18 protein-coding genes, 1 tRNA gene and 1 pseudogene are annotated in these 21,422 nt (G+C 70.7%); 8 read left to right on the top strand and 12 right to left on the bottom strand.

Going from position 1 to position 21,422, the window contains the following annotated elements; genetic code table 11:
• Positions 1–219: 219 nt before the first annotated feature.
• Complete coding sequence (locus I847_RS0118010) at positions 220–966, bottom strand: DinB family protein (protein WP_028050794.1); 747 nt, start codon at positions 964–966, stop codon at positions 220–222.
• Between the two features lie 83 nt (positions 967–1,049).
• Positions 1,050–1,670, bottom strand: a complete 621-nt coding sequence (locus I847_RS24720; RefSeq protein ID WP_034610856.1) for a hypothetical protein — start codon at positions 1,668–1,670, stop codon at positions 1,050–1,052.
• Positions 1,671–1,800: 130 nt separating this feature from the next.
• Between I847_RS24720 and I847_RS0118000 the strand changes: the two genes are divergently transcribed.
• The 3 genes from I847_RS0118000 (at position 1,801) to I847_RS0117990 (ending at position 4,136) form a co-directional block, all read left to right on the top strand.
• A complete protein-coding gene (locus I847_RS0118000) occupies positions 1,801–2,211 on the top strand; it encodes a YciI family protein (RefSeq protein WP_028050793.1) in 411 nt (136 codons plus the stop codon).
• A complete protein-coding gene (locus I847_RS0117995; protein ID WP_028050792.1) occupies positions 2,208–3,449 on the top strand; it encodes an RNA polymerase sigma factor in 1,242 nt (413 codons plus the stop codon). The genes I847_RS0118000 and I847_RS0117995 overlap by 4 nt, the downstream gene beginning before the upstream one ends.
• A gap of 165 nt (positions 3,450–3,614) precedes the next feature.
• Positions 3,615–4,136: a hypothetical protein gene (locus tag I847_RS0117990; RefSeq protein WP_028050791.1), complete on the top strand. Its 522-nt coding sequence runs from the start codon at positions 3,615–3,617 to the stop codon at positions 4,134–4,136.
• Between the two features lie 23 nt (positions 4,137–4,159).
• On the opposite strand, the gene I847_RS0117985 is transcribed toward I847_RS0117990, so the two are convergent.
• From I847_RS0117985 to I847_RS24700, 8 genes and pseudogenes are all read right to left on the bottom strand, one after another.
• Complete coding sequence (locus I847_RS0117985) at positions 4,160–6,304, bottom strand: DEAD/DEAH box helicase (RefSeq protein WP_028050790.1); 2,145 nt, start codon at positions 6,302–6,304, stop codon at positions 4,160–4,162.
• Between the two features lie 311 nt (positions 6,305–6,615).
• Positions 6,616–8,178, bottom strand: coding sequence for a protease pro-enzyme activation domain-containing protein (locus tag I847_RS24715; RefSeq protein WP_051275043.1), 1,563 nt, complete (start codon positions 8,176–8,178; stop codon positions 6,616–6,618).
• A 130-nt stretch (positions 8,179–8,308) separates the two neighbouring features.
• Positions 8,309–9,676 (bottom strand): glycoside hydrolase family 16 protein, encoded by a 1,368-nt coding sequence (locus tag I847_RS24710; RefSeq protein ID WP_034610854.1) that lies wholly within the window; start codon positions 9,674–9,676, stop codon positions 8,309–8,311.
• A 344-nt stretch (positions 9,677–10,020) separates the two neighbouring features.
• Positions 10,021–11,199: an endo-1,4-beta-xylanase gene (locus tag I847_RS0117970; protein ID WP_028050789.1), complete on the bottom strand. Its 1,179-nt coding sequence runs from the start codon at positions 11,197–11,199 to the stop codon at positions 10,021–10,023.
• A gap of 489 nt (positions 11,200–11,688) precedes the next feature.
• Positions 11,689–12,141: a DUF6228 family protein gene (locus I847_RS0117965; protein ID WP_051275042.1), complete on the bottom strand. Its 453-nt coding sequence runs from the start codon at positions 12,139–12,141 to the stop codon at positions 11,689–11,691.
• A 127-nt stretch (positions 12,142–12,268) separates the two neighbouring features.
• On the bottom strand, positions 12,269–12,889 hold the full coding sequence (locus tag I847_RS26900) for a hypothetical protein (protein WP_155856214.1): 621 nt from the start codon (positions 12,887–12,889) through the stop codon (positions 12,269–12,271).
• Between the two features lie 104 nt (positions 12,890–12,993).
• The gene (locus I847_RS25940) at positions 12,994–13,713 is read right to left on the bottom strand and encodes a hypothetical protein (protein WP_051275041.1); all 720 of its coding nucleotides are present in this window, start codon (positions 13,711–13,713) and stop codon (positions 12,994–12,996) included.
• 18 nt (positions 13,714–13,731) lie between these two features.
• Positions 13,732–14,725: pseudogene (locus I847_RS24700) on the bottom strand (IS481 family transposase).
• Between the two features lie 203 nt (positions 14,726–14,928).
• Here I847_RS24700 and I847_RS0117945 point away from each other — a divergent pair.
• From I847_RS0117945 to I847_RS0117925, 5 genes are all read left to right on the top strand, one after another.
• Entirely contained in the window at positions 14,929–15,276 is a 348-nt protein-coding gene (locus I847_RS0117945; protein WP_028050786.1) for a hypothetical protein, read from the top strand.
• Positions 15,277–15,480: 204 nt separating this feature from the next.
• Complete coding sequence (locus I847_RS27585; protein ID WP_255346401.1) at positions 15,481–15,609, top strand: hypothetical protein; 129 nt, start codon at positions 15,481–15,483, stop codon at positions 15,607–15,609.
• A 275-nt stretch (positions 15,610–15,884) separates the two neighbouring features.
• Positions 15,885–16,727, top strand: coding sequence for a hypothetical protein (locus I847_RS24695; RefSeq protein ID WP_051275040.1), 843 nt, complete (start codon positions 15,885–15,887; stop codon positions 16,725–16,727).
• Between the two features lie 190 nt (positions 16,728–16,917).
• Positions 16,918–17,187, top strand: a complete 270-nt coding sequence (locus I847_RS27220) for a hypothetical protein (protein WP_196804606.1) — start codon at positions 16,918–16,920, stop codon at positions 17,185–17,187.
• Entirely contained in the window at positions 17,150–18,046 is an 897-nt protein-coding gene (locus I847_RS0117925) for a DUF4262 domain-containing protein (protein ID WP_028050785.1), read from the top strand. The genes I847_RS27220 and I847_RS0117925 overlap by 38 nt, the downstream gene beginning before the upstream one ends.
• Positions 18,047–18,275: 229 nt before the next feature.
• Here the strand turns inward: I847_RS0117925 and I847_RS0117920 are convergent.
• Positions 18,276–18,348: transfer RNA gene (locus I847_RS0117920), tRNA-Arg, on the bottom strand.
• Between the two features lie 398 nt (positions 18,349–18,746).
• Positions 18,747–21,389: a LuxR family transcriptional regulator gene (locus I847_RS0117915; protein WP_028050784.1), complete on the bottom strand. Its 2,643-nt coding sequence runs from the start codon at positions 21,387–21,389 to the stop codon at positions 18,747–18,749.
• Positions 21,390–21,422: the final 33 nt, after the last annotated feature.

Here is a 21,422-nt window from a genome sequence, read left to right as displayed (position 1 = left end):
CGGGCGCGCACGGTGACGCCCCCCGCTTCTCCATCGTGGTGTCCGCATTGCGCCCTCCGCGGCTTTTGCGTCAGTCGACCCTCTCACCGCCGGGGCCGCACGTCGACCGGCATGACGCCGCGACCCGCCCCGAGCGGCCGATTCCACCCTCGGCGACCCGTGCGAACAGCGGGTGAGCCGTCGGCACCCGCGGGATGAACGGCCCGCTGCTCGGCGCGTTCACACCAGCTTCCCGATCAGCTCCAGGTCGCGGACGGCGAAGCGGTGGTGCTCCCACTCCTCCTCGAGGATCACCTGCACGCAGTGCCGGACGGTCTCCGGGTAGTCGGGGTCGTGCGGGTTCGCACGCTCGGCGTCGAGCTGCTCCGACGTCACGGTCGCGACGAAGTCACGCACCATCGCCACCCGGCCCGCGCGAACCTCGAGGACCTCCTCGTACGACGGGCCGTCCTGCGAGGGCACCGGCGCGTCCTCGGTCTGGTCCGTCGTGTAGGACTGGCCGATCGGGTGGAACGGCTGCTCGAGCTGCAGGATCGCCTTGCCCAGCCAGGTGTCCGTCGCCATCACCAGGTGCTGCAGAGTCTGCGCGAACGACCACTCGCCGCCCACGGACACGTGGACCGTGCCGGGCGGCATCGTCGCGACGCGTTCGAGCGTGGCTGCCCAGGTGCGCTCGACGGCCGCCCACGCCGACCGCAGACCCTCCGGATCCGCTGCTCGGCGCTGCTCGCGGCCCGGGAAGCGCCGGTCGAGCTCGGCGTCGACCAGCGGCGCGACGTCCACGCCGTTGACCCAGAACGAGCTCTCCCCGTCGGTGATCCAGGGTGCGTCGATGTCGGCGTTCGCGATGTCGACCGCGCGCATCACGACACCGGACAGGTCGGCCTCGACGAACCGGGCTCCCCGCAGGTTCACCCAGCGGAACTCGGCACCCTGCAGGTCGTCGGACCGGCCGAACGAAGCCATCGGGCCTCCTCGTCGTGGGCGCTGCCCTGTGTGTGCGTCCAGTCTTGTGGGGCTGCTGACCGCTGTCCACGCGAACGTCAGGCCTACGCGGCGACGTCCACCGCTCGGGTCCAACCCGCCGGCCCGGGACGGAAGCCGACGCGCTGGAGGTAGTCCTGGTTCTGCGGCAGGGCGTCGACGACGAGCGACCGCAGGCCGTGCGCGGCGAACACGCCGCTGTGCCGGTACACGAACTCCCCCGGCGTGAAGTCCCGGAACCGGGGCGTCACGTAGTCGAGCTCCACCCGGCCGACCCCGCCGCCCGCATCCCGCACGACCACCACGCCGACGGTCTCGTCGCCACGCTGCACGAGGAACGCCGCACCGGTCCCGTCGCTCGTGAACGACGGCTGGAACTTCGCGATGTCCTCCTGGTGCACCTGCAGCACGTGCTGCAGGTACGCGTCGTCGCCGTCGACCTCCACCACCGAGTAGACGGTCTCGTCGTGCCGCTCGCGCAGCAGCTTGACGAGCCAGTACACGTCGATGACGACGATCACGGCGTTCATGGCGGCGAAGGGCCAGACCCCGATGATCGCGTTGTAGACCGCCGCGAGGAGGGCGCCGATCAGGTTGAGCACCCGGAAGCGCAGCACGCGCGCCTGCATCAGGGACACGATGACGAGGGCCGACCCGGCCCATCCGACGACCTCGAGCCAGATCATGCTCGAGGCTATCGAGGTCGGGTCGCTCGGACACCCTGTCGATTTCCGCTCTTCCCGTTCGACGCTCGGGCGAGCCAGAGTGGATGTGGTCAATCGGGCCGATCCTGGGCGGACGCGAAGGAGCACGACGATGAGGGTCTTGGTTCTGGGCAAGGCGACGGAGCAGTCCGAGTCCGGTGAGTTCGGTTCCCCGGAGGACTTCGTGGCGATGGAGCAGTTCAACGACACGCTGGTCGAGGCGGGCGTCGTGCTGGCGTCCGACGGGCTGCAGCCCACCAGCAAGGGCAAGCGGCTCGCCTTCGACGGCGACGGCAGGTGCTCGGTGATCGACGGCCCGTTCGCCGAGACGAAAGAGCTGATCGCCGGATTCCAGATCTGGGAGGTGGCGTCGATGGACGAGGCGGTCGAGTGGGTCAAGCGCTCGCCGCTGCGCAACAGCCACGTCGAGCTCCGCAAGATCCTCGACGCCGACGACTTCGGGGACGCGTTCCCCGCGGATCTCGCGGCGGCCGACGAGCAGGCGCGCGCAGACCTCAGGTGACCTCGGCGACCCAGCAGGCGATCGACGCGGTCTGGCGGATCGAGTCCGCCCGGCTGATCGGGGGCCTGACCCGGGTGGTGCGCGACGTCGGGCTGGCGGAGGACCTGGCGCAGGACGCCCTCGTCGCGGCGCTGGAGCAGTGGCCCGAGTCAGGCGTCCCGGACAACCCGGGCGCCTGGCTCATGGCCGTGGCGCGCCGCCGCGGCGTCGACTCGATCCGTCGCGCCGTGACCCTGCGCAGAAAGGTCGAGCTGCTCGGTCGCGAGCTCGGTGACCACCCGGATCCGACGAGCGAGATCGAGCTCGAACCCCGGGTGGACGACGACGTCCTGCGGCTGATGTTCACCGCGTGCCACCCGGTGCTGTCGGTCGACGCCCGCGTGGCCCTGACCCTGAAGATGGTCGCCGGACTGTCGACCGAGGAGATCGCGCGCGCGTTCCTGGTGCAGACGACGACGATGGCCGCACGGATCACGCGGGCGAAGAAGGCGCTCACCGAGGCGCGCGTGCCGTTCGAGGTCCCCGTGGGCGAGGAGCTCGGCGCCCGCCTCGGCTCCGTGCTCGAGACCGTCTACCTCGTCTTCAACGAGGGCTACACCGCGACCTCCGGGGAGCAGTGGGCGCGCGCCGAGCTGTGCCACGAGGCGATGCGCCTGGGCCGCATGCTCGCCGCGCTGGCCCCCGGCGAGCCGGAGACGCACGCCCTCGTGGCGTTGATGGAGATCCAGGCGTCCCGCCTGCGGGCCCGCACCGGGCCCGACGGCTCGATCGTCACGCTCGACCAGCAGGACCGCAGCCGCTGGGACCGGCTCCTGATCACCCACGGGCTCGCCGCGCTCGGTCGGGCGCAGGAGCTCGGCGGCGCCGGTCCCTACGCGATCCAGGCCACCATCGCGGCCTGCCACGCCCGAGCACCCCGCGCGCAGGACACCGACTGGGCCCAGATCGCCGCCCTGTACGGCGACCTCGTCACGTTGACCCGCTCGCCCATCGTCGAGCTGAACCGCGCGGTCGCCGTCTCGATGGCGGACGGACCAGCGGCCGGCCTCGCAGTGACCGACGACCTGCTCGACGTCGTCGCGCTGCGCGGCTACCACCTGCTCCCGAGCGTGCGCGGCGACCTGCTGGCCAAGCTCGGCCGCTCCGCGGAGGCGCGGGCCGAGTTCCGGCGCGCCGCCGAGCTCACCACGAACGGGGCCGAACGGGCACATCTGCTCGCCCGGGCCGGCAGCGCCTGACCAGTTCTGCCCTGCACGATCGCGCACGAGCGATCCACGCCCACCGTGACCAGGCTGCCCGGCGACGTCGCGGAAAAAATGTCCCCCTATGCCCTGATCTTTCCGCCGGAACCCGGTAGCGTCCGGAGGCAAACGTTCACACGACATCTATTCTCAGGAGCACCCATGACGTACGGCGACCCCGAGTCGACGCCCTCGATGCCCGTCGCACCCCAGTACCAGCCGCAGGCGCAGGAACCTGTGGAGCGTCCGTCAAGCCTGACTCGGGCCGTGCAGCTCATGTACGTCGGTGCCGCGCTGAGCCTGCTCGGCATCGTCGTCAGCTGGGCGACCAAGAGCCAGCTGCACGACAAGGTGGCGGCGGCGGGGCCGGCCCTCACGGCAGACGAGGTGGACACCGCAGTGACGGCGGGCCTGGTGTTCGCGACGGTCCTCGGACTGGTCGCCGTGATCGTGTGGCTCTGGATGGCTGCGGCCAACGGGGCCGGTCGGTCCTGGGCCCGGATCGTCTCGACGGTGCTCGGCGCCCTCAGTGTCGTCGGCACCCTGCTGAGCCTGTCGAACTCGGCAGGCCCGGCGATCGCGCTGCAGCTGGTCTCGGTCGTGCTCGCCGTGGTGATCCTCGTGCTGCTCTGGCGGCCCGCGTCCTCCGCGTACTACCAGGCGCGGTCCGCGCGCGGCCTCTGACGTCCCAGCCGTGGGCGTGGCTCTCAGACCACGCCCACGGCGAGGGCATCGGTCAGCAGCCCGACGAGGGTCTCCAGCTGGACGTCCGTCGACGACGAGCCCTCGTCCTCCGGTGCCCCGTCCAGCGCCCGCGCGGCCAGTCCCGCCTTGCTGTCGATCAGCTCGGCGATCTTGGAGTCGACGGTCTGCGCGGCGATGATCCGCCACGCGGTGACGGGCTGGTCCTGACCGATCCGGTGGATCCGGTCGATGGCCTGGGTCTGCTCCGCGTCGGTCCAGGACAGCTCGGCGAGCACCAGGTTGGAGGCGACCTGGAGGTTCAGCCCGACGCCGGCCGCCATGAGCGAGCACACGGCGATCTGCACCTCGGGATCGTCGACGAACGACGCGATGTTCTTGTTGCGCGTCCTCGTCGTCTGGTCGCCGCGGATCGAGGCGTAGCGGATCCCGCGGTCCGCGAAGGTCTGCTCGGCCTGGTCCATCACGTCGACGTGCTTCGCGAAGAACACGACCTTGCCGACGTTGCGCGCGAGCTGAGCGGCGTAGTCGGCGGCCAGCCCGGCCTTGGCCTGGCCGATCCGACGGACCATGGTGAACACGTTCTCGCCGCCGGCCTTCGAGCTCGAGTCCTTCAGCTCCGCCGCCGCCACCTGACGGACGAGCTCGTCGTCGATCCCGTCCAGGGCGGCACCCTCGCCACGGAACTCCAGGGCCGACCGGTAGCGCCCGACCATCCGGGCGGTGAGCGCGGCCTCGGCGGCGCGGATCGAGCGGCCCACGGGTCCGTCGAGCTCGACCGGCAGGTCCGCGACCCGACGGGCCGGGATGTCGGCAACCACGTCGACCTTGCGACGACGCACGATGCCCAGGTCGATCACGCTGGCCCGCGCCGCGGCGTAGAAGCCAGGGTCGGCGGGCGTGAGCCCGGTCTCCTCGAGCGCCGCCTGGAGCTTGCCGAGCGGCTTGCTGTCGTCGATCCAGCCGAGGAACTGCCAGATCGCCCGGAAGTCCTCGATGTCGTTGATCAGCGGGGTGCCGGTGAGCGCCATCAGCAGCGGCCGGGCGACGCGCGCACGGATCCGCTCGGACAGCGCGAGCACGTGCTGGGAGCGCTGGGACGTCTTGTTCTTGATGAAGTGCGCCTCGTCGACGACCATGCCGCGGAAGCCGAGGTCGCCGAGCCACCCGACGTGCCGGTCCAGGAGCTCGTAGTTCACGATCACGACGTCCGCGAACCCGTCGACCTGCTCACCGTCGCCGTGGACCACCGTGGACCGGCGGAACGGCGTCCACAGCCCCACCTCGTGCGCCCAGTTCGTCTTGACCACGTTGGGGACGACGACCAGCAGCGGGTACGCGTCGGCGGCCTGCGCGGCGAGCAGCGCCTGGGCGGTCTTGCCGAGACCCGGCTCGTCGGCGAGCAGGAACGTGCGGTGGCCGCCGACCGTCGCCGCGACGACCTGGGCCTGGTGCGGCATCAGCTCGCGGCCGGCCGGGGTGGGCACCCAGCGCGGCTCGGGCAGCTGCATGCAGGCGGGCGCGCCGGTCGCGGCCCGCTCGAACGACCGGAAGAGCGGTTCGAGGAGCTCCCAGCCGGCCAGTCGACGGGCTCGGGTCGCGGTCCGCTCGGCCGCGGCCTCGTAGTCCGGAGCGAGGAACGGGTTCGCCAGCTGTCGCGAGATGACGGACCGGGGCACCACCCGGGTCGCTGCCCCCGGCGGAGGGGCGACCGGCGGCGGTGGCGCAGGCTCCTCCGCGGGCTCCAGCCCGCCGGCACGCATGAGCGTCGCCTTGTAGTTGCGCGCCGCGTCGGAGACCCGGGCCTCCTCGGCGAGCAGCTCGAGCAGCGAGGTGTCCCGGGCGGCAGTCCGGGCCAGCATCGTCGCCACCCCGTCGAGCCGCTTGAGCTGCTCGGTACGTCGCGACGTGCTCAGCCCTGCATCGGCCATCACCCGCGCCCGCTCCTCGCGCACGAGCAGCGCCACGACCTGGAACTTCGTGCGCATCGCCGGGCGCGTCGGCGGTCGCTGCACCGCCCGGTCGACCTCGCGGGCGACCTCCGCGAGCACCGGGATGATCCCCTGCTCGGAGGGGCGCGGGGCAGGACGCCGCTGGGCCGCGGGCGCCGTATGGGCGCGACCCGACCCGCGTTGACCTCCTCGTGCCACTTCTCCTCCTTCGCAGCATCCGCACCGCGACTACGGCGCAGCGCGCCGTGCCTCGGGCGCGCGCCCTGGCCGGCTCGGGTCCACGGACCCCGCTGCCGGAGTGCCAGGTGCTCTGACGGGCTCCGCGTCCCCCCGCAGCGCCCTTGCCTGCACCGCCCGTAGCCGTGCTCCGCCGATGGTGACATGCCGCCAGGCGTCTCGGTGTACCGCCACGGCAGGATCGTCCCCAGATTGATCGCCGACGAACCTGGAGCCTACCGCCGTGGAGCCGGGACGGATCGGTGGCCCGAATCTTCGTCGCAGCGGGATCGTCAGCCGCCGGCGCCGAGCACGGCTGCGGTGGCCGGCTCCGGCACCCCCAGACCGGTGCACGCGTCCCAGCCCGGACCTGCGGCGAAGGCGCCGTTGTTGCCGCTCGTGATGTCGCGCAGCGCGGTGCTCGCCGTGCCGGGTGCGGCGCCGGCGTACAGCGCGGGCTGGACGAAGCCGGGCGACTCGCCGGTCAGGTGCGCGATGCGCGCGACGAGACCCGCCCACAGCGGCGCGACGGCGCTCGTGCCGCCGTACACCGCGGCGTGGCCGTCGACGAAGACCTCGTAGCCCGTGTTCGGATCGGCCACCGCAGCGACGTCCGGGACGCCCCGACCTCCCGTCGGTCGCGTCGGGACGCCTGCCTTCGCCTGCCAGGAGGGTGTCGGGAAGACGTCACTCACGCCGCCTCCCGTCGAGCCGTTCGAGTTCCACACCGTCTCGCTGGTGACCTTCCCGCCGGAGGTCCTCAGCGTCGTCCCGCCGCAGCCGAGCGCGTGCGGGCTGGACGCGGGGAAGTCGACGTGGTTCCCGCCCGCAGGATCGGTGTCTCCGCTGCCGGTGTCGCCCGCGGCGCAGGTCACCGTGATGCCCAGCGCGCCGGCGTCGGCGAACGCATCGTCCATGGCGGCCCGGGCCTGCGGCGTCCACTGGTCCTCGCTCTGGCCCCAGCTGATGCTGATGGCGACCGGTCGCGGCGTGGCGTGCGTCGCCGTCGTCACGGCGTCGAGGAAGCCCGCGTCCGTGTTCGGTGCGAAGTAGACGACCTGGTGGGCCGCCGGCGCGATGCCGCCGGCGACCTCGATGTCCAGCAGCACCTCCCCGTCGGCGCCGTTCGGGTCCTTGCCGGGCACGTTCTTCGCCCCGTCGACGCCGACCGCCCGCACCGACGGCGTCGGGAGGCCGAGGCCCCCGAAGTAGTGGTCGAGGTCGCTCTGGGCGAAGCCCCCACCGAACTCGATGATCGCGATGGTCTGCCCCGCGCCGTCGGACTCCGGCATCCCGTACAGCGCAGCCAGCTCAGGCGGCGTGAAGCTCGTCGCGGCGCTCGCTGCTCGTTCGGAGCGCGGATAGGCCTGCGGCCGGTCGTCGAGACCCAGCACGGCGACGACGACCTCGCCGAGCGCGCCCGGCACCGTGAGCGCACCGTGACGCGCGCGGAACGTTCGCTCCTGCCCCGGGACCGTGGCCTCGTACAGGCGGGTGCCGAAGAAGGTGCTCAGCTCGTCGACCGTCCCGGTCACCCGCATGGTCCGCGACGCCGTCGAGGTCTCCTCGACCCGAAGCCCGGCGGCCTGCACGACCTGCGAGACGGTCGCGACGTCGCCCGGATCGGCGCCGAACCGCTCGGCGAGCGCCTCGCTGCTGAGCGGGCTCTCGAGCGACTCGACCGACGGGAGCGGCGTGCGTCGACGCAGGACCACGGTGACGGTCGCCTGCTGCGACCCGGTGACCGGCACACGGGTCGCCGTCCGGCGCTCGCTGCCGGCGACGGGGACGCGGTCGTCGGTGGTGCGGTCGTCGGTGGTGCGGTCGTCGGTGGTCCGCCCGTCGCTCGTCGTCATCGACCCTCCCCCGGTTCGGCGTTCCTCCACCGCCCATCTGACCCCGGACAGCCGTCCCCGTCGACCCCAGTCGTCTTCCGGACTGGCGTGGGACGTACCGGGGAGGCCCGGAGGCCTCCCCGGTACGGGGTCAGCTGTGCAGCGTCCAGTTCTGGGCGCCGCTGCCGTTGCAGTCCCAGATCTGCACCTGGGTCCCGGCCGTCGTCGACCCGTTCGGGTCGTCGAGGCACCGGTTCGACTGCGGGTTCCGGTAGGACCCGTTGGCCCCCGGGATCCACACCTGGGCGCCGGTGTTGTTGCAGTCCCACAGCTGCACCTTGGTGCCGTTGGCCGTACCGCCGCCGGAGGTGTCCAGGCACTTGCCCTGGACGTGCAGGGTCGTGCCCGCCTGCACGAACGTCCACCTCTGCGCGACGGTGCCGTTGCAGCCCCAGACCTGGACCTTGTTGCCGTTGGCGGTGCTGGCGGCGTTGTTGTCCAGGCACAGGCCGTTGGCGTTGGTGATCGAGCCGGCCGTGGCTGTCCCGCCACCGCCGCCACCGCCACCACCGCCGGTGGATCCGCCGGAGGTGTAGGCCGCGACGTAGTCGACCACCATCGGTACACCGGACTGGGTCGAGCCGGTCGGACCGCCGCCGAACGCCGCCGGGAACCCGCCGCCGATCGCCACGTTGAGGATCGGGAAGAAGCCGTGGTGCGTGGCGTTGTTCCACGTCGTCGCGTCCACGCGGTTGGCGGCGATGGTGAAGAAGTTGTTCCCGTCGAGGTAGAACCGGATCTGCTCCGGCGAGACGCTGCGGTCCTGCTCCATCGCGTAGGTGTGGAAGCCCGTCTGGCAGCCGGAGCAGGCTCGCTGGCCGCTGCCGATGCCGGTGGTCTCGTTGCACGGACCGCCCGGAGAGGTGCCGCAGTGCAGCGTCGCGAACTCCGAGCTCAGGCCGTTGATGTCCTCCATGATGTCGATCTCGCCGATCCCGGGCCAGCCGGAGGCACCGGTGCCGCGGGCGGCGGCGCCGAGCGCCCAGAAGGCCGGCCAGTAGCCAGCGGCAGCCGCCCCACTGACGTTCGGCTGCTGGAGACGCGCCTCGATGCGGAGCTTGCCTCCGGCCGGTGCGGCGAAGTCGGTCCGCTGCGTCTCGACGCGGCCGCTGGTCCAGCGGCCCGAGCCGTCACGGATCGGCTTGATGACGAGGTTTCCTGCGCCGTCCTGGTAGACGTTCGCGGTGCTGTTGGTCATCGTCTCGATCTCACCGGTACCCCAGCCGGACGCGCCGCCCGGGTAGCCGGTGCCGATGTCGTACAACCAGTTGCCGGTGTTCAGGCCGGTGTTCGCCGCGCCGTTGAAGTCGTCGACGAACTGCTGGGTCCAGCCGGACGGGGTCGGCGGAGCGGAAGCCTGGGCGCCGCCGGCCCCCGCGAGCGAGGCGGCGACGACGCCGACCGCGATGAGGGCTGCTTGCGACAGCCGAAGGCGTGCTGAGGTACGAGCGTGTGTCATGGAGGGGCACCACATTTCTCGGGCGGTGTGCTGCGGTCGGGCGGGCGGCTGCCGTTCGATGGGCGCCACAGGGCCGGATGCGCGAGGGGATGCAACACCGGCTGCGAGGGGTGCGGACGTCGGCGGCTCGGCGCATGAGGGCCCAGGGGGGCTCTCGTTCGCCGCTCGTCGGTGAGCGACGTCGAGGGGCGACGCCGTGTCGCAGTGCGGCGATTGCGCCGATCAGTCGCTTTCGCCGGGTGACAACGTATGGGCAACTGTGACTCGAGTCAACCGGTCTGTACAGAGCGATGGCGCGTGGGCCGGTCGGGCCCACGCGCCATCGATGCTCACATCGAGTGGTCCTACCTGTGGTGTCCCGGCGGCCGGTGGTGTCCCGGTGGCGTTCGCGGGGACGTGCCGGGGGTGGCGTCGGTGAGGCTCTGGAGCAGCGCGTAGTAGGCCGGCTTCTTGACGAAGTCCTCGGTCATGATCGTCGCGTAGCCCTCGGGGAAGACGCCCGGAACCCAGGAGCGCCCGTCGTCGAAGCCCCAGACCGTGAAGCTCGTGCAGGACGGGACGTTGAGGCAGGCCTGGAGCATCTTGTCGTACCGCTCGGCCTGGAGCGCGATCTGGGCGGCGTCCGGCTGCCCGTCCTCGCCGAGCGGCATGCGGACGTCCGCCTCGGTGACGGCCACCTGCAGCCCGAGCGCCGCGAACCGCTCGAAGTTCGCCTGCATCGACTCGTCGAAGCCGTACATCAGGCTGAGGTGTCCCTGGGCGCCGAAGCCCCCGAGCGGCACGCCGTCGGCCAGCAGCTCCTTCGCGAGGGCGTAGTAGGCGTCCGTCTTGTTGTTGATGCCCTCGGCGTTGTAGTCGTTGAGGAAGAGGACCGCCTTGGGGTCCGCCCGGTGCGCCCAGCGGAAGGCGTCACCGATGAGCGCGACCGGGTCGTCGGCGCACGCCTTGAGGAACGGGTTGGCCTCGGTGCGCAGGCGCACACCGCCGGCGTCCCAGTCGTCCTGGAAGATCTCGTTGGCCACGTCCCACTGGTAGATCTTGCCGGCGTAGCGCCCGACGACGGTACGGATGTGGTCCTTGAGGACACTGCGCGCCTCTTGGCAGGTCCAGGTGGCGCTGGCGTCGATCACCCACTGCGGGTTCTGGCTGTGCCAGAGCAGCGTGTGGCCCCGGACCTCCTGGTGGTTCGCCCGCGCGAAGGCCACGACGGCGTCCGCACCCGAGAAGTCGTAGACGCCGGGCTCGGGGTGGACCTCGGCCCACTTCATGTCGTTCTCCGGGGTCAGCGAGCTGAACTCGGAGGCGAGGATGCGCTGGAACTGCGTGGGGTGCTTGCGGTTGTAGTCGAGCAGGTCACGCTGACCCCAGACGGCGCTGCCGATCTCGAGATCTCGGGGGGCCTCGGCGCGCAGGGTCGTCGAGTGCATGGGGTGGGCCTGGGCGAGCGGGGTCGACAGCGCGAAGGCGGTGATCGCCGCCATGGTGACGGCGGCGGCACGCCTCAGCGTTCTGGAATGGGACATCGTTGTTCCTCTCCGATCGGGGTCCGACGCTGTGGCACAACAGTCGGATTCCGGACGATCCGTACGATACCGATGTCGATAACGATTTCGCTACGGGAGCGGTTCACCGAACCCGTCGGCGTCCTCCGCCACGGGCTGCCCGAACAGACCCCACCGCCGACACGCGCGTGAGGAGGTCGATCGAGGACGGTCCTACCGCCGTGACCTGCACAGATGCGTGCAGGTAGTTCCCTGATTGCACTCCGTTGGACACAGCTGCTCACCACGTGCTGACCACGCCCGCCGCGAGTTCCTGGACGACGCGGTGCCACGCAGGTCTGCGCACCGATCCCTTTGCGCATCCGAGCAGGAGTTCCGTTCTGTGCGTCCCTGTACCGGGTCGGTCACCTCCACGGCGACGCCCTGCCTCACGGGCCGCGGGTCTCTTCGTCGCCGCCGACCGTCCGTCAAGGCCCCCTGCCGGACGGCGCTACGGCCAGGGCCCGGTGGCTACGCTGGCGAGCGACCTCCCACCGGCCGGCCGAGCAGCGTCTCGAACGCTTCCGCCAGCTGCCGGATGTCCTCTCCGGCGCCGTGGCGAGTGCCGACCGCGAACGTCCACGGCGATTCTCGGTACGGAGCATGGGTCAGTTCCCAGCGCAGGTGCACGCGGCCGTCGTGCTGTGCGGTGATCCGGAGCTCGTCTTCCAGGGAGCGCCAGACACGTTCCCCGGTCCAGCCCCGGAAGTCCGCGTACAGCCCGATGAGGAAGTCGGCGGGGCCGCCCGATTCCACAAGGATGACCTGCTGCTCGATGCGCACGTCACGGCCCGTCGCGCGCACGATCATGCCGCCGACGTGGGGATCGTCAGGCCCGTACGGGTAGGCCTTCTCGAACTCCAGCTGCAGTCCAGCCGACGTCGCGACGCGGAGAACGGACGGATCGGAGTCCTCGATGATCACGCCGCACAACGTACCGGCGGCCTTGCCGCGACGGTGGTCTCAGACGCGGATCACACGACCACCGAGCGCCGCTCAAGCAGGCGCGATGGCTGACCGGCGAGGACGAGTCGTCGTGCCCGGACCGGCGTCACAAGCCTGCGGCGGCGTCCGGCGGCACGGGATCGAATCGGGCCGGGCGGTTCTTCGCGGGACGTCGGCGACTTCGGACGAGGGGTCGGACTGCTCCCTCGAAGTACGTGATCGCGGCGAGCGCAGTGACGTGGTTGTGGGTGATGCGTTGCCCCTCGACCGGGAGCGGATAGGTGGGATCCTCGTACCACGCAGCGATCGCCTGGATCGACAGCAAGTCCGAGTCATCGATTGCCAGGGCGCGCTCGGCGAGCTCGTCCTCGCCGTAGTCCCACAGGCTGGCCGATACCAGGCTCTTCGAGAAGAAGACCTTGAACCTGGGACGTCCTTTCAGCAGCCTGCGGAGCTCGCGTTGCTCCCGACCTGGTTTCCACATGCCGGTCATCGTGCCAGCCCGGCTCCGAGCACAACGCCGAATGCGGCCTTCAGGCTGACGAGTACGCGGGCGAACTTGCTCCCACGAACCGGCAGCGACCATCTCGTCAGCAAGCGTCCGGAGGCACGCGGGCACGCGGTCCTTCCATGCGTTCTGCTCGGCGATCGCGACGTCGCGTCGAAGGTCGGCGCGTGTCCTCTCCTCCAGCGGCCCAGCGAGACCGTGCGCCGCCAGCCACTCCACCAGAGCGGAGCCCTCCTTCAGCTCTGCGTCACCGCTCCAACCCGACCAGCGCACCCGCCGGCCGTGATGAAGTCCGACCGCGGCGAGCCTTCGCTCGTCGCCTGTTAAGCCCAGGCCCGCGCGATGGAGAACGATGCGCGGCAGTACGGGCAAGATGCCCGGCCGAACAACTGCAGCAGTTCGCCGGCAACCGCGGCCTTGCCGTACTCCTGGCACAACGTGAGCAGGCGGGCCTCCCCACTGTCGAGGCCGTCGCTGGCCGCCGCCTGCACCGGCACGCCGCGACCGGCGGCATCAGGATCCGCCGTTGCCACGAGCGTGCCGCCGAGGAACTCGAGAAAGATGTGGTCGTCGCACAGCGGGCACTCGAGCTCCAGCTCCTCGCCGGCGAGGCCCTCCAGATGCCTCTGCCAGGGAGAGAGGTCCTCCAACGCGGCCACGACCTGGAGCGCCCACAGAACATCGCCTCGGTCGCTGACAAGGGCGAGCTTGCGCGCTGCGACGGGCCGTAGCAGCGCCAGCTCTGCGGCGTAGCGGCCGCGCACCCCGTCGATCTCCGGAGGGCCGTCGTTGGAGGAGATGATCGCCGCGGCCAGGAACAGCGCAGGGTCCAGAGCGACGTCAGCACGCGATGCGGCGATCTCCGCGAGCGCAGGCAAGGCCACGTAGCTCGCGGGGGCCACGGATCCCTGGTGATAGAGCCTTCCCCACAGCTCCTGCCAGGCGCGGGCGTCCCAGTCGTTCGTCGACGCCGCGTCACGAAGGAGCGCCGGGATGTCGGCGGCGCTCCCATACACGTCCCGCACGGCCTGCCAGTCAGTCACTAGGCCAGCCAACCACCGCTAGGTGTACTGCCCAGGGAGGTTGGTCAATCTGGTGATGGGCGGGACCTTGCCGATGGCTGAGTGGGGCCGGTGGTGGTTGTACTGGTGGAGCCATCCTGGCAGGGCTTTGCGGCGGGCGGTCTCGGACCTGTAGTGCTCGGCGAAGGCCCAGCCGGCGGCCATGGTGCGGTGGAATCGCTCGATTTTGCCGTTGGTCTGCGGACGGTAGGGGCGAGTCTTCTTCGCGGTGATGCCCAGCTCGGTGCAGGCGTCGCGCCAGGCGTGAGACCGGTAGGCCGACCCGTTGTCCGACAGGACCCGTTCGACGGTGACGCCGCGGGCAGCGAACCACGACACAGCCCGGCGTAGGACAGCGACGGCGGTGTTTGCGGTCTCGTCGTCGTGGATCTCGGCGTAGGCGACCCCTCGAGTGGTCATCGATGACGGTGTGCACGAACGCGGTGCCCATGTTGGGGTTGCTGTGTCGGTTCTTCGGTTTGCCGGGGGTGGCGGATCGGTGCCGGTCACCTTGTTGGCGTCCGACGAACCGCCAGCCACCGCCGTCGGGGATGTTGCCGAGTTTCTTGACGTCGACGTGGATCATCGCCCCGGCATAGGGGTGTTCGTAGCGGCGGATCGGTTCGCCGGTGCGGATGTCGACGTGGGAGAGCCGGTTCAGCCGGCAGCGGGTCAACACGGCGTGCACGGTCCAGGACGGCATGCCCAGGCGGGCGCCGATCTGGATCGGGGACAGCCGCTTCTTCCAGCGCAGGTGCACGACCTGACGCACGAGGTGCTGCGGGGTGCGGTTCGCGACGCGGTGCGGACGACTCGAGCGATCCGCCATCGCGTCTTCGCCCATCGCCGCGTACCGGTCGGCCCACCGCTTCGCGGTCGGCCACGACACGTGGAACCACTCGGCCGCCCGAGCGACCGGCCAACCCTCATCGACGATCAGCCGCGCGATCCGCAAGCGCATCACCGGGGTCAAAGCAGCATTAGCGTGAGACACGAAGACCTCCTGGTCGTCGAGCGGAACCTTCAGCAGTCCCACTCCACGCCGGGAGGTCTTCGCCTGTCCATGCTCAATCAGAGCGTGTCGTCACACTCGTTCAACCAACGTCCCTGGGCAGTACAGCTAGGTCCGCGGGAGTCTGGAAGCGGCGCACGCGAAGTCGGTGCCACCAGAGCAGTTGGATATCTAGCGTCCCGGTCATGTCCGAGCAGCTGGTCACACTCTGGCGCCCGACCGGCCCGCAGGAGCTCGAACTCGTCCGAGCGACCGGGTTCCGGCGTTGGCCTCCACGCCTCCCCGACCAGCCGATCTTCTACCCCGTGCTGAACGAGGACTACGCCATCCGAATCGCGCGCGACTGGAACGTCGAGGCGTCCGGGGTCGGGTACGTGACGCGGTTCGACGTGCGGGGTGAGTACCTCGACCGGTACGAGGTCCACCAGGTGGGCGGGCAGACGATCCTCGAGTACTGGATCCCCGCCGAGGAACTCCAGGACTTCAACGACAACATCGTCGGAACCATCGACGTCGTCCACACCTTCCGCTGAGGCACCGCTTCGGCCGCCGGGACGGTCTTGACGTCCGGCATCTCCATTTGGGTTGGTCGACGCCAGTCGGTGGGCCGACCTCGTCGACGAGACACCGTGCGAGTCAGACCACTGACGCACGGCGGAGATCCATGAAGACGACGCGACTGCTGTCGAACAGCTCTTCGAGGCGTTCGTTGCCCGACTGAGAAGTTCCGTGGCCACATGCACATCCTTGTCGACCGAGACCTCCGCAAGCGGATCCCCGAGCCGCGATTCAACTTCAGTTGCGAGCTCGGCAAGCCGATGACCAGTGCGAACGCCAACCTGAAGGGCAGCAGAGCCAGCCTGTGAACGACAACGCGCACGACGACTTGCCCCGTTCACCGTCTGGTCGTGTCCCCAAGTGGGTTGCCGACGAAGCCCACACCGGCAAAGAGATCGTCCCCGACCCGTGGCGCCAGGGACCCACGGTGTATGGGACGCCGGCAACCGTCCAGACATCGAGACGGGCGCGGCGCGGTCGCCGCGCTGGGCGTGTCACGCGCCGCAGCGTTCGCGCGTCGCGACGTCCAGCTGGTGGCATCCGGCAGTCCGCGGGATACCAGAACACGCTCGTCCTGTTCGTCGTGGTCGTGTTCGTTACGGGGGCCTGGTTCAAGTACGGGAGCGCATTCACCACGCACACCCAGGTCGTCGGTGCGCCCGTTGACCTGGGCGGCATCAACGTCCCTCTGCCACCTGCGCCAGAGGCGACGCCGATGGGCACAACCATCCCCGAGAACGTCCGCACGGCGATGGGGTTCCCCACGCCCGGATTCGAGGCGGGCACCGTTCCGCTCGGGCACCCGCCGCTCGTCGCTTCGGTGTCGAGCTCGTACAAGTTCCTGCACGTCCAAGCCGACGGCATCACCCCGGTCTCGTGGGACCCGTGCCGCCCGATTCACTACGTGACACGCACCGCCGGCGCACCACCCGGCGGCAACGACATGATCGAGGCCGCCGTCTCGGCAGTGTCAGCGGCGAGCGGGCTCGTGTTCGTCAACGACGGCGCCACCGAGGAGAGCGACCCGCTGCGCAGCATGCGGCCGCTGTCGCAGCCGGCCCTGTACGGCGACCGGTGGGCCCCGGTCCTGATCGAGTGGGACACGGAGGCGCAGAACATGCGCCTTGCCGGCAACGTCGCCGGCGTTGGCGGACCGACACCGGTGTCCATCGACGGGCAGCTACTGGTCAACGTGACCGGCGGCATCCAGCTGGACGTGGAGCAGGTCATGGACGCCCAGGCTTACGACGGGCAGGGCGTCACGATCGTGATGCACGAGTTGGCACACCTGGTCGGTCTGGACCACGTCGCCGACCCGACCCAGATCATGAACCCGTCCGCGATGCCCGGCGTGAACACGTTCCAGGCCGGAGACCTGGCCGGTCTGGCCCTGCTCGGCAAGGGGACCTGCGACCCCCGCTTTTGACCGGCTTCCGCACCAGCGGGACGTGCAGCGGGACGGGCCGGCAACGAGCAGCGCACCAGAGACACAATGTGACGCGCTCGACGGTGACAGCCTTGGCACGCTTGCGCCCACGCAGTCTTTGCGCTGGATGCAATCACGGTGGCGCGACACCAGTACTCACCTTCGGACTCCAAAGTGCAAGCCTGAGTCGATGGAGCGGATCCAGGTGGTGACGACGTCGGCCAGCGATCGCTCCGCGATGCTCGCATCACCCGCGTCGGCGGCGAACCCCATACCAATAGCGGTCTCGGACCTCGACTCGTCCGAGCGAGCGACCGACCAGCGCACCAGTACGTCCCGTCAACGGCATCTGGCGGCCGAGAAGCGCGACCATGCTTCGACGCGCGTCTTCTTCGCGCCCGGCGAGACGGCAGGATGTAGCCATGGCCTTGACGCAAGGGTGCACCTGCCGCGTTTGTGACCCGAGCGCCCTCGAGAACGAGCATGAGGAGAAGGTCGTTCACAGCGTGCTGGAGCACTACGTGCACATCATCTGGGTCCCGGCCGGTGAGGGACCCGACGAGCCGACCTTCGCCTACACCATCGGACTCTGGCATCAGGCCCGGCATCCGGAGCTCGTCATGACTGGCCAGAGGCCCGAGCTGATGCACCGGTCCCTCAACGCCGCCGCCGACCGGGTGCGCGCCGGATACCGCCTCACCCCCGGCATGTCGGCCGAAGGTGTCATCGGTGGCTTCCCGGTCGCCGTCGAGGAACTGACCAGGCGAACCGTCGAGGTGACAGCGACCTACAGCAGCTGGTTCCACCGCGGGCCCATCGATGCCGTCCAGCTCGTCTGGACCGACATGGACGGCATCTGGCCGTGGCAGCCGGGGGCACACGAGTTGACCCGCGAACGGCAGCCTGAGTCCTGGCGCATCCCGAGCAGCCGCACAGGTCCACTTGCCCCGGATCCGGACTGGGTGATGCCCGTCCCCGCCGACACGATGGCGTTCTCTTGCGCGCACCTCGAGGACGGTGCCACGGTCGCGCACGTGACCCGGGAGCGTGATGACAGGCGTGGCGAGGACTGGCAGGTGCTGTGCGACGGCGAGCACTCGGCCCTACCGGCCGAAGACATCCGGCTGGTACACCTTTCGCACCTGGTACGCGCAGCCCCTTCCTTGCGAGAGCTGTCTGACCTGAGGTTGGACGAGCGCGCGGAGCGCATCCATCCGTGGGAGCCATGGCATCGGTCCCCAATCCATGTTGAGGCGCCGAAGCAGCCGAGTCAGTCGCAGCCGCGCCGCTGGTCGAAACGGCGAGTTGCGAAGGACTAGACGCATTCACCTCCCAGGAGGACCCGGCTCACCCAGTAGTCCGACTCGACGTCCGGTGACCGCGCCGACCGCACTCGCATACGCAAGATCCACATCGGCGACCGGCTAATTGTGGGTGCGAGCCCGTCCTCGGCGACTGCTGACCATTTGCTGACACCGGGGCCTCTGCGACACCGCGGCGGACTCATCCGCCGCAGCCACACAGCCCCTGACCTACACCAACACACCGTGCGCCTGGGCAGATTCGAACTGCCGACACCCGCTTTAGGAGAGCGGTGCTCTATCCCCTGAGCTACAGGCGCGAGTCACTGGGCAACAGCTGGGCACCGATCCGACTGTCGTCGGCAGGTTGCCCAGCCCTGCCGAGATCCTCCGTGCTGGCGCCATGCAGCGCCCTCAGGGAGGCCCCCGCGGACGGAGGAAGCCTACCTGAGCGAGCCGACCGAGATCGGGACGGGTCCGGACAGCGATCGTGAGTGCCGGATCGCGGCGTCGCGCTCGTCATCAGGCTTCGGCGCACACCCTCGACGGGCCCCTCGACCCAGCGAACGTCCATCGGTACGGCTGCGCGGGCGACAACCCGCTCCATTACGTGGACCCTCACGGCGCAGCCTTCGACGTCGCATCGCTGGCGGTGTCGGCCGCGTCGTTCTTCCAATCGGCGATCGAAGGGCGCTCACCGTGACGCCACCGCCACCGCTCAGCGCAGGACGACCGAGAGCCCTTCGCGGGAGTGGACGCCGGTCTTCGTGAACACGCGCGCGAGGTGGCTGTCCACGGTCCGGACGGACAGGGTCAGCCGCAGGGCGATCGCGCGCGAGGTCATGCCGCCGGCGGCGAGGGCGGCGATCTCCTGCTCGCGACGCGTCAGGGCGACGGGCGACTCCAGCGGAGGCAACCACAGGCCGCACCTGTTCAGGGCCCGCTCGGCGATGCGGATCAGGTCGGGGTCGTCGAGGGCGAGTGCGGAGACGTGCGCGACGAGCGCCTCGGCGCGGGGACCGTCCACGGACTGCGCCAGCTCGCTGACGCGTTCGAGCACGGCGGGGTCCAGGAGCTGGCCGCGGCCGTGCCGGTCGACGCAGCGGTGCAGGGCCTCGAGCTCGATGCGGTCCAGGCCGGACGCGGCAGCCCACGACGCGAGGGAGACCGCCTCGGCGGTGGCGCGCGGGTCGCGCATCCAGAGCAGGGCGTCGAGGCGCAGCAGCCGCACCTCGGGTTCGAGGCCACCCATGGACCGCAGCGGCGACGAGTCGAGCAGGCTCAGCAGACCCCGCGCGACCGATCCGTCGCCGGACGCGGCTGCGGCGACGGCCTCGGCGGCCTGGGTGAACACGGAGACTCCCCCGAGCTCGGCCAGGCCGAGGCGGGCGGACGCGGCGTGCAGGTCGTTGCGGGCCGACGACCACGATCCCTGCGCGATGCCGACGATGCCGCGCGTGACGTGGGTGGCGACCCAGTCGAGCGCAGGCTCGGAGACGCCCGCCAGCGCGGACGCCTCGGCGGAGGCCAGGTCGCCCGACCACACGGTGGCCAGGAACGACGCGACGGCCACCTCTCCGACGGCCCAGCGGTACCGGTCGCGGTGCGCGGCGGCCAGCTGGGCGTAGCGCGCCGCCACCCGGTGCGCGTCGCGGAACCGCCCGGACTGGGCCAGGCCCAGGATCGTCGGACACGCCAGCGACAGGGCCATGCCCGCGACGGACGGTGACAGCAGCACCGCGAGCGCCGCGTCGAGGTCGGCACGGCCGGCGTAGCCGAGGCGGGTCAGGCGGGCGATGTCGAGCTCTCGTCGACCGATCAGTGCGAGCCCGGCGGGCAGCGTGTCCAGCCACCACTCGGTGGGGCCGAACGCGACGAGCGCCTGGAGCAGGTCGCCGTCCTGGTAGTGCGCGATCGCGGCCTGCATGGCGGTGGCGGCGACCATCAGCCGCACGGCGGGCTCGGTCGGCCGCTCGAGGACTCGGACGGAGTCGATGGCCTCGGCAAGGTCACGGGACGCGTGGGCCGTCTCGTCCATGTGCCACCACGCGTCGGCCCGTTCCACCAGGAGCTCGATCCGGTGCACGTCGTCGATGAGTCCGCGGCGCAGGGCAGCCGTGACGATCCGGACGGCCGTGTCGGGCTGCTGCATCTCGAACGCCGCGTCGATCGCGGAGCGTAGGCGTGGGGCATCGACCGGCATGTCGCAGTCGAGCGAGAGGGACACCGAGCGCATCAGGGCGGGGCCGCTGCGCTGGCCGTCGTGCGTCAGCTCGGCGACGGCGAGCAGGACCTCCCGGCGCTGGGCTCGCGGGATGCTCGAGCGGACCGCTTCCGCGTACAGCGCGTGGGCGAGGTCCACGAGGACGTCGCCCGAACCGGCCACGGAGATGCGCGGCGTGAGCGAGACCAGGCCGACGCGCGTGAGCTCGTCGACGGCGTGCCGGGGCACGAGGTCCAGCAGGGCGCTCAGCGGGATCGGGCAGGCCAGCGACGCAACCTCGAGCCCGGCACGGGCGTCCGCGGACAGCAGCGCCATGTCGTGCGCGACGAGGTCCAGGAGCCGGCGGCCGGGCGTCGCCCGACCGGTCCACACCCACACGCCGTCGACCTGGCGCAGGGCACCACCCAGCCGGTCCGCGCGGATCACCTCCGACAGGTGGAAGGCGTTGCCGCTGGTCTCCGCCCAGACCCGGCGCACGGTGTCGAGGGACACCTGCCCACCCAGCTCGGCGATCAGCCAGTGCTCGACCTCGGCCAGGGTGAACGCCGGGACGTCGACGCGTTCGACCACGTCGTCCTTCCACAGCTCCAGCCACGGCGACCCGGCCACGGCGGACGCACGGGCGGTCGCGACGAGCTGGACCTCTCCCTGCTGCACCATCCAGCCCAGCGCCTGCGCGCTGGCGGTGTCGAGCAGGTGGGCGTCCTCGACGCGGAGCACGAGGGCGCCGCCACGAGCGCGTCCTCGAAGCGAGGCTGCGACGGCGTCGACGGTCCGGGCGACGCTGCCGAGGGAGACGAGCGCGTCGTCGCCGAGGAGCGGCTCCAGGGCACCCAGCGGGATGCCACCACGCGCGGACGCGCCCGAGATGGTCACGACGTGCGGGACGCTCTCGTCGGCAAGCCGCAAGGAGCCCAGCGCCGCGGTCACCAGGTGGGTCTTGCCCACACCGGCGTCGCCGACGACCAGCACCGAACGACCGGATGCGAGCTCGGCGCGAACCTGGTCGACGACCGGCCGGGCGAGCATCGTGCGACGACGGCTGTGGTGCGCCTGGACGACGGCGGGCAGCTTCGGCAGCGGCAGCGACGAGTCTTCGACCGTCGTCGATGACGGATGCTCTGCCCCTGCGACCATCGGGTACCCATCTCGTGCACGACACTGCGTCGG

This window comes from Cellulomonas sp. URHD0024 (assembly GCF_000426185.1).
Taxonomy (GTDB): domain Bacteria; phylum Actinomycetota; class Actinomycetes; order Actinomycetales; family Cellulomonadaceae; genus Cellulomonas.
The sequence above is the reverse complement of the archived record's forward strand: the minus strand, read 5'-3'. Positions and strand labels throughout refer to the sequence as shown.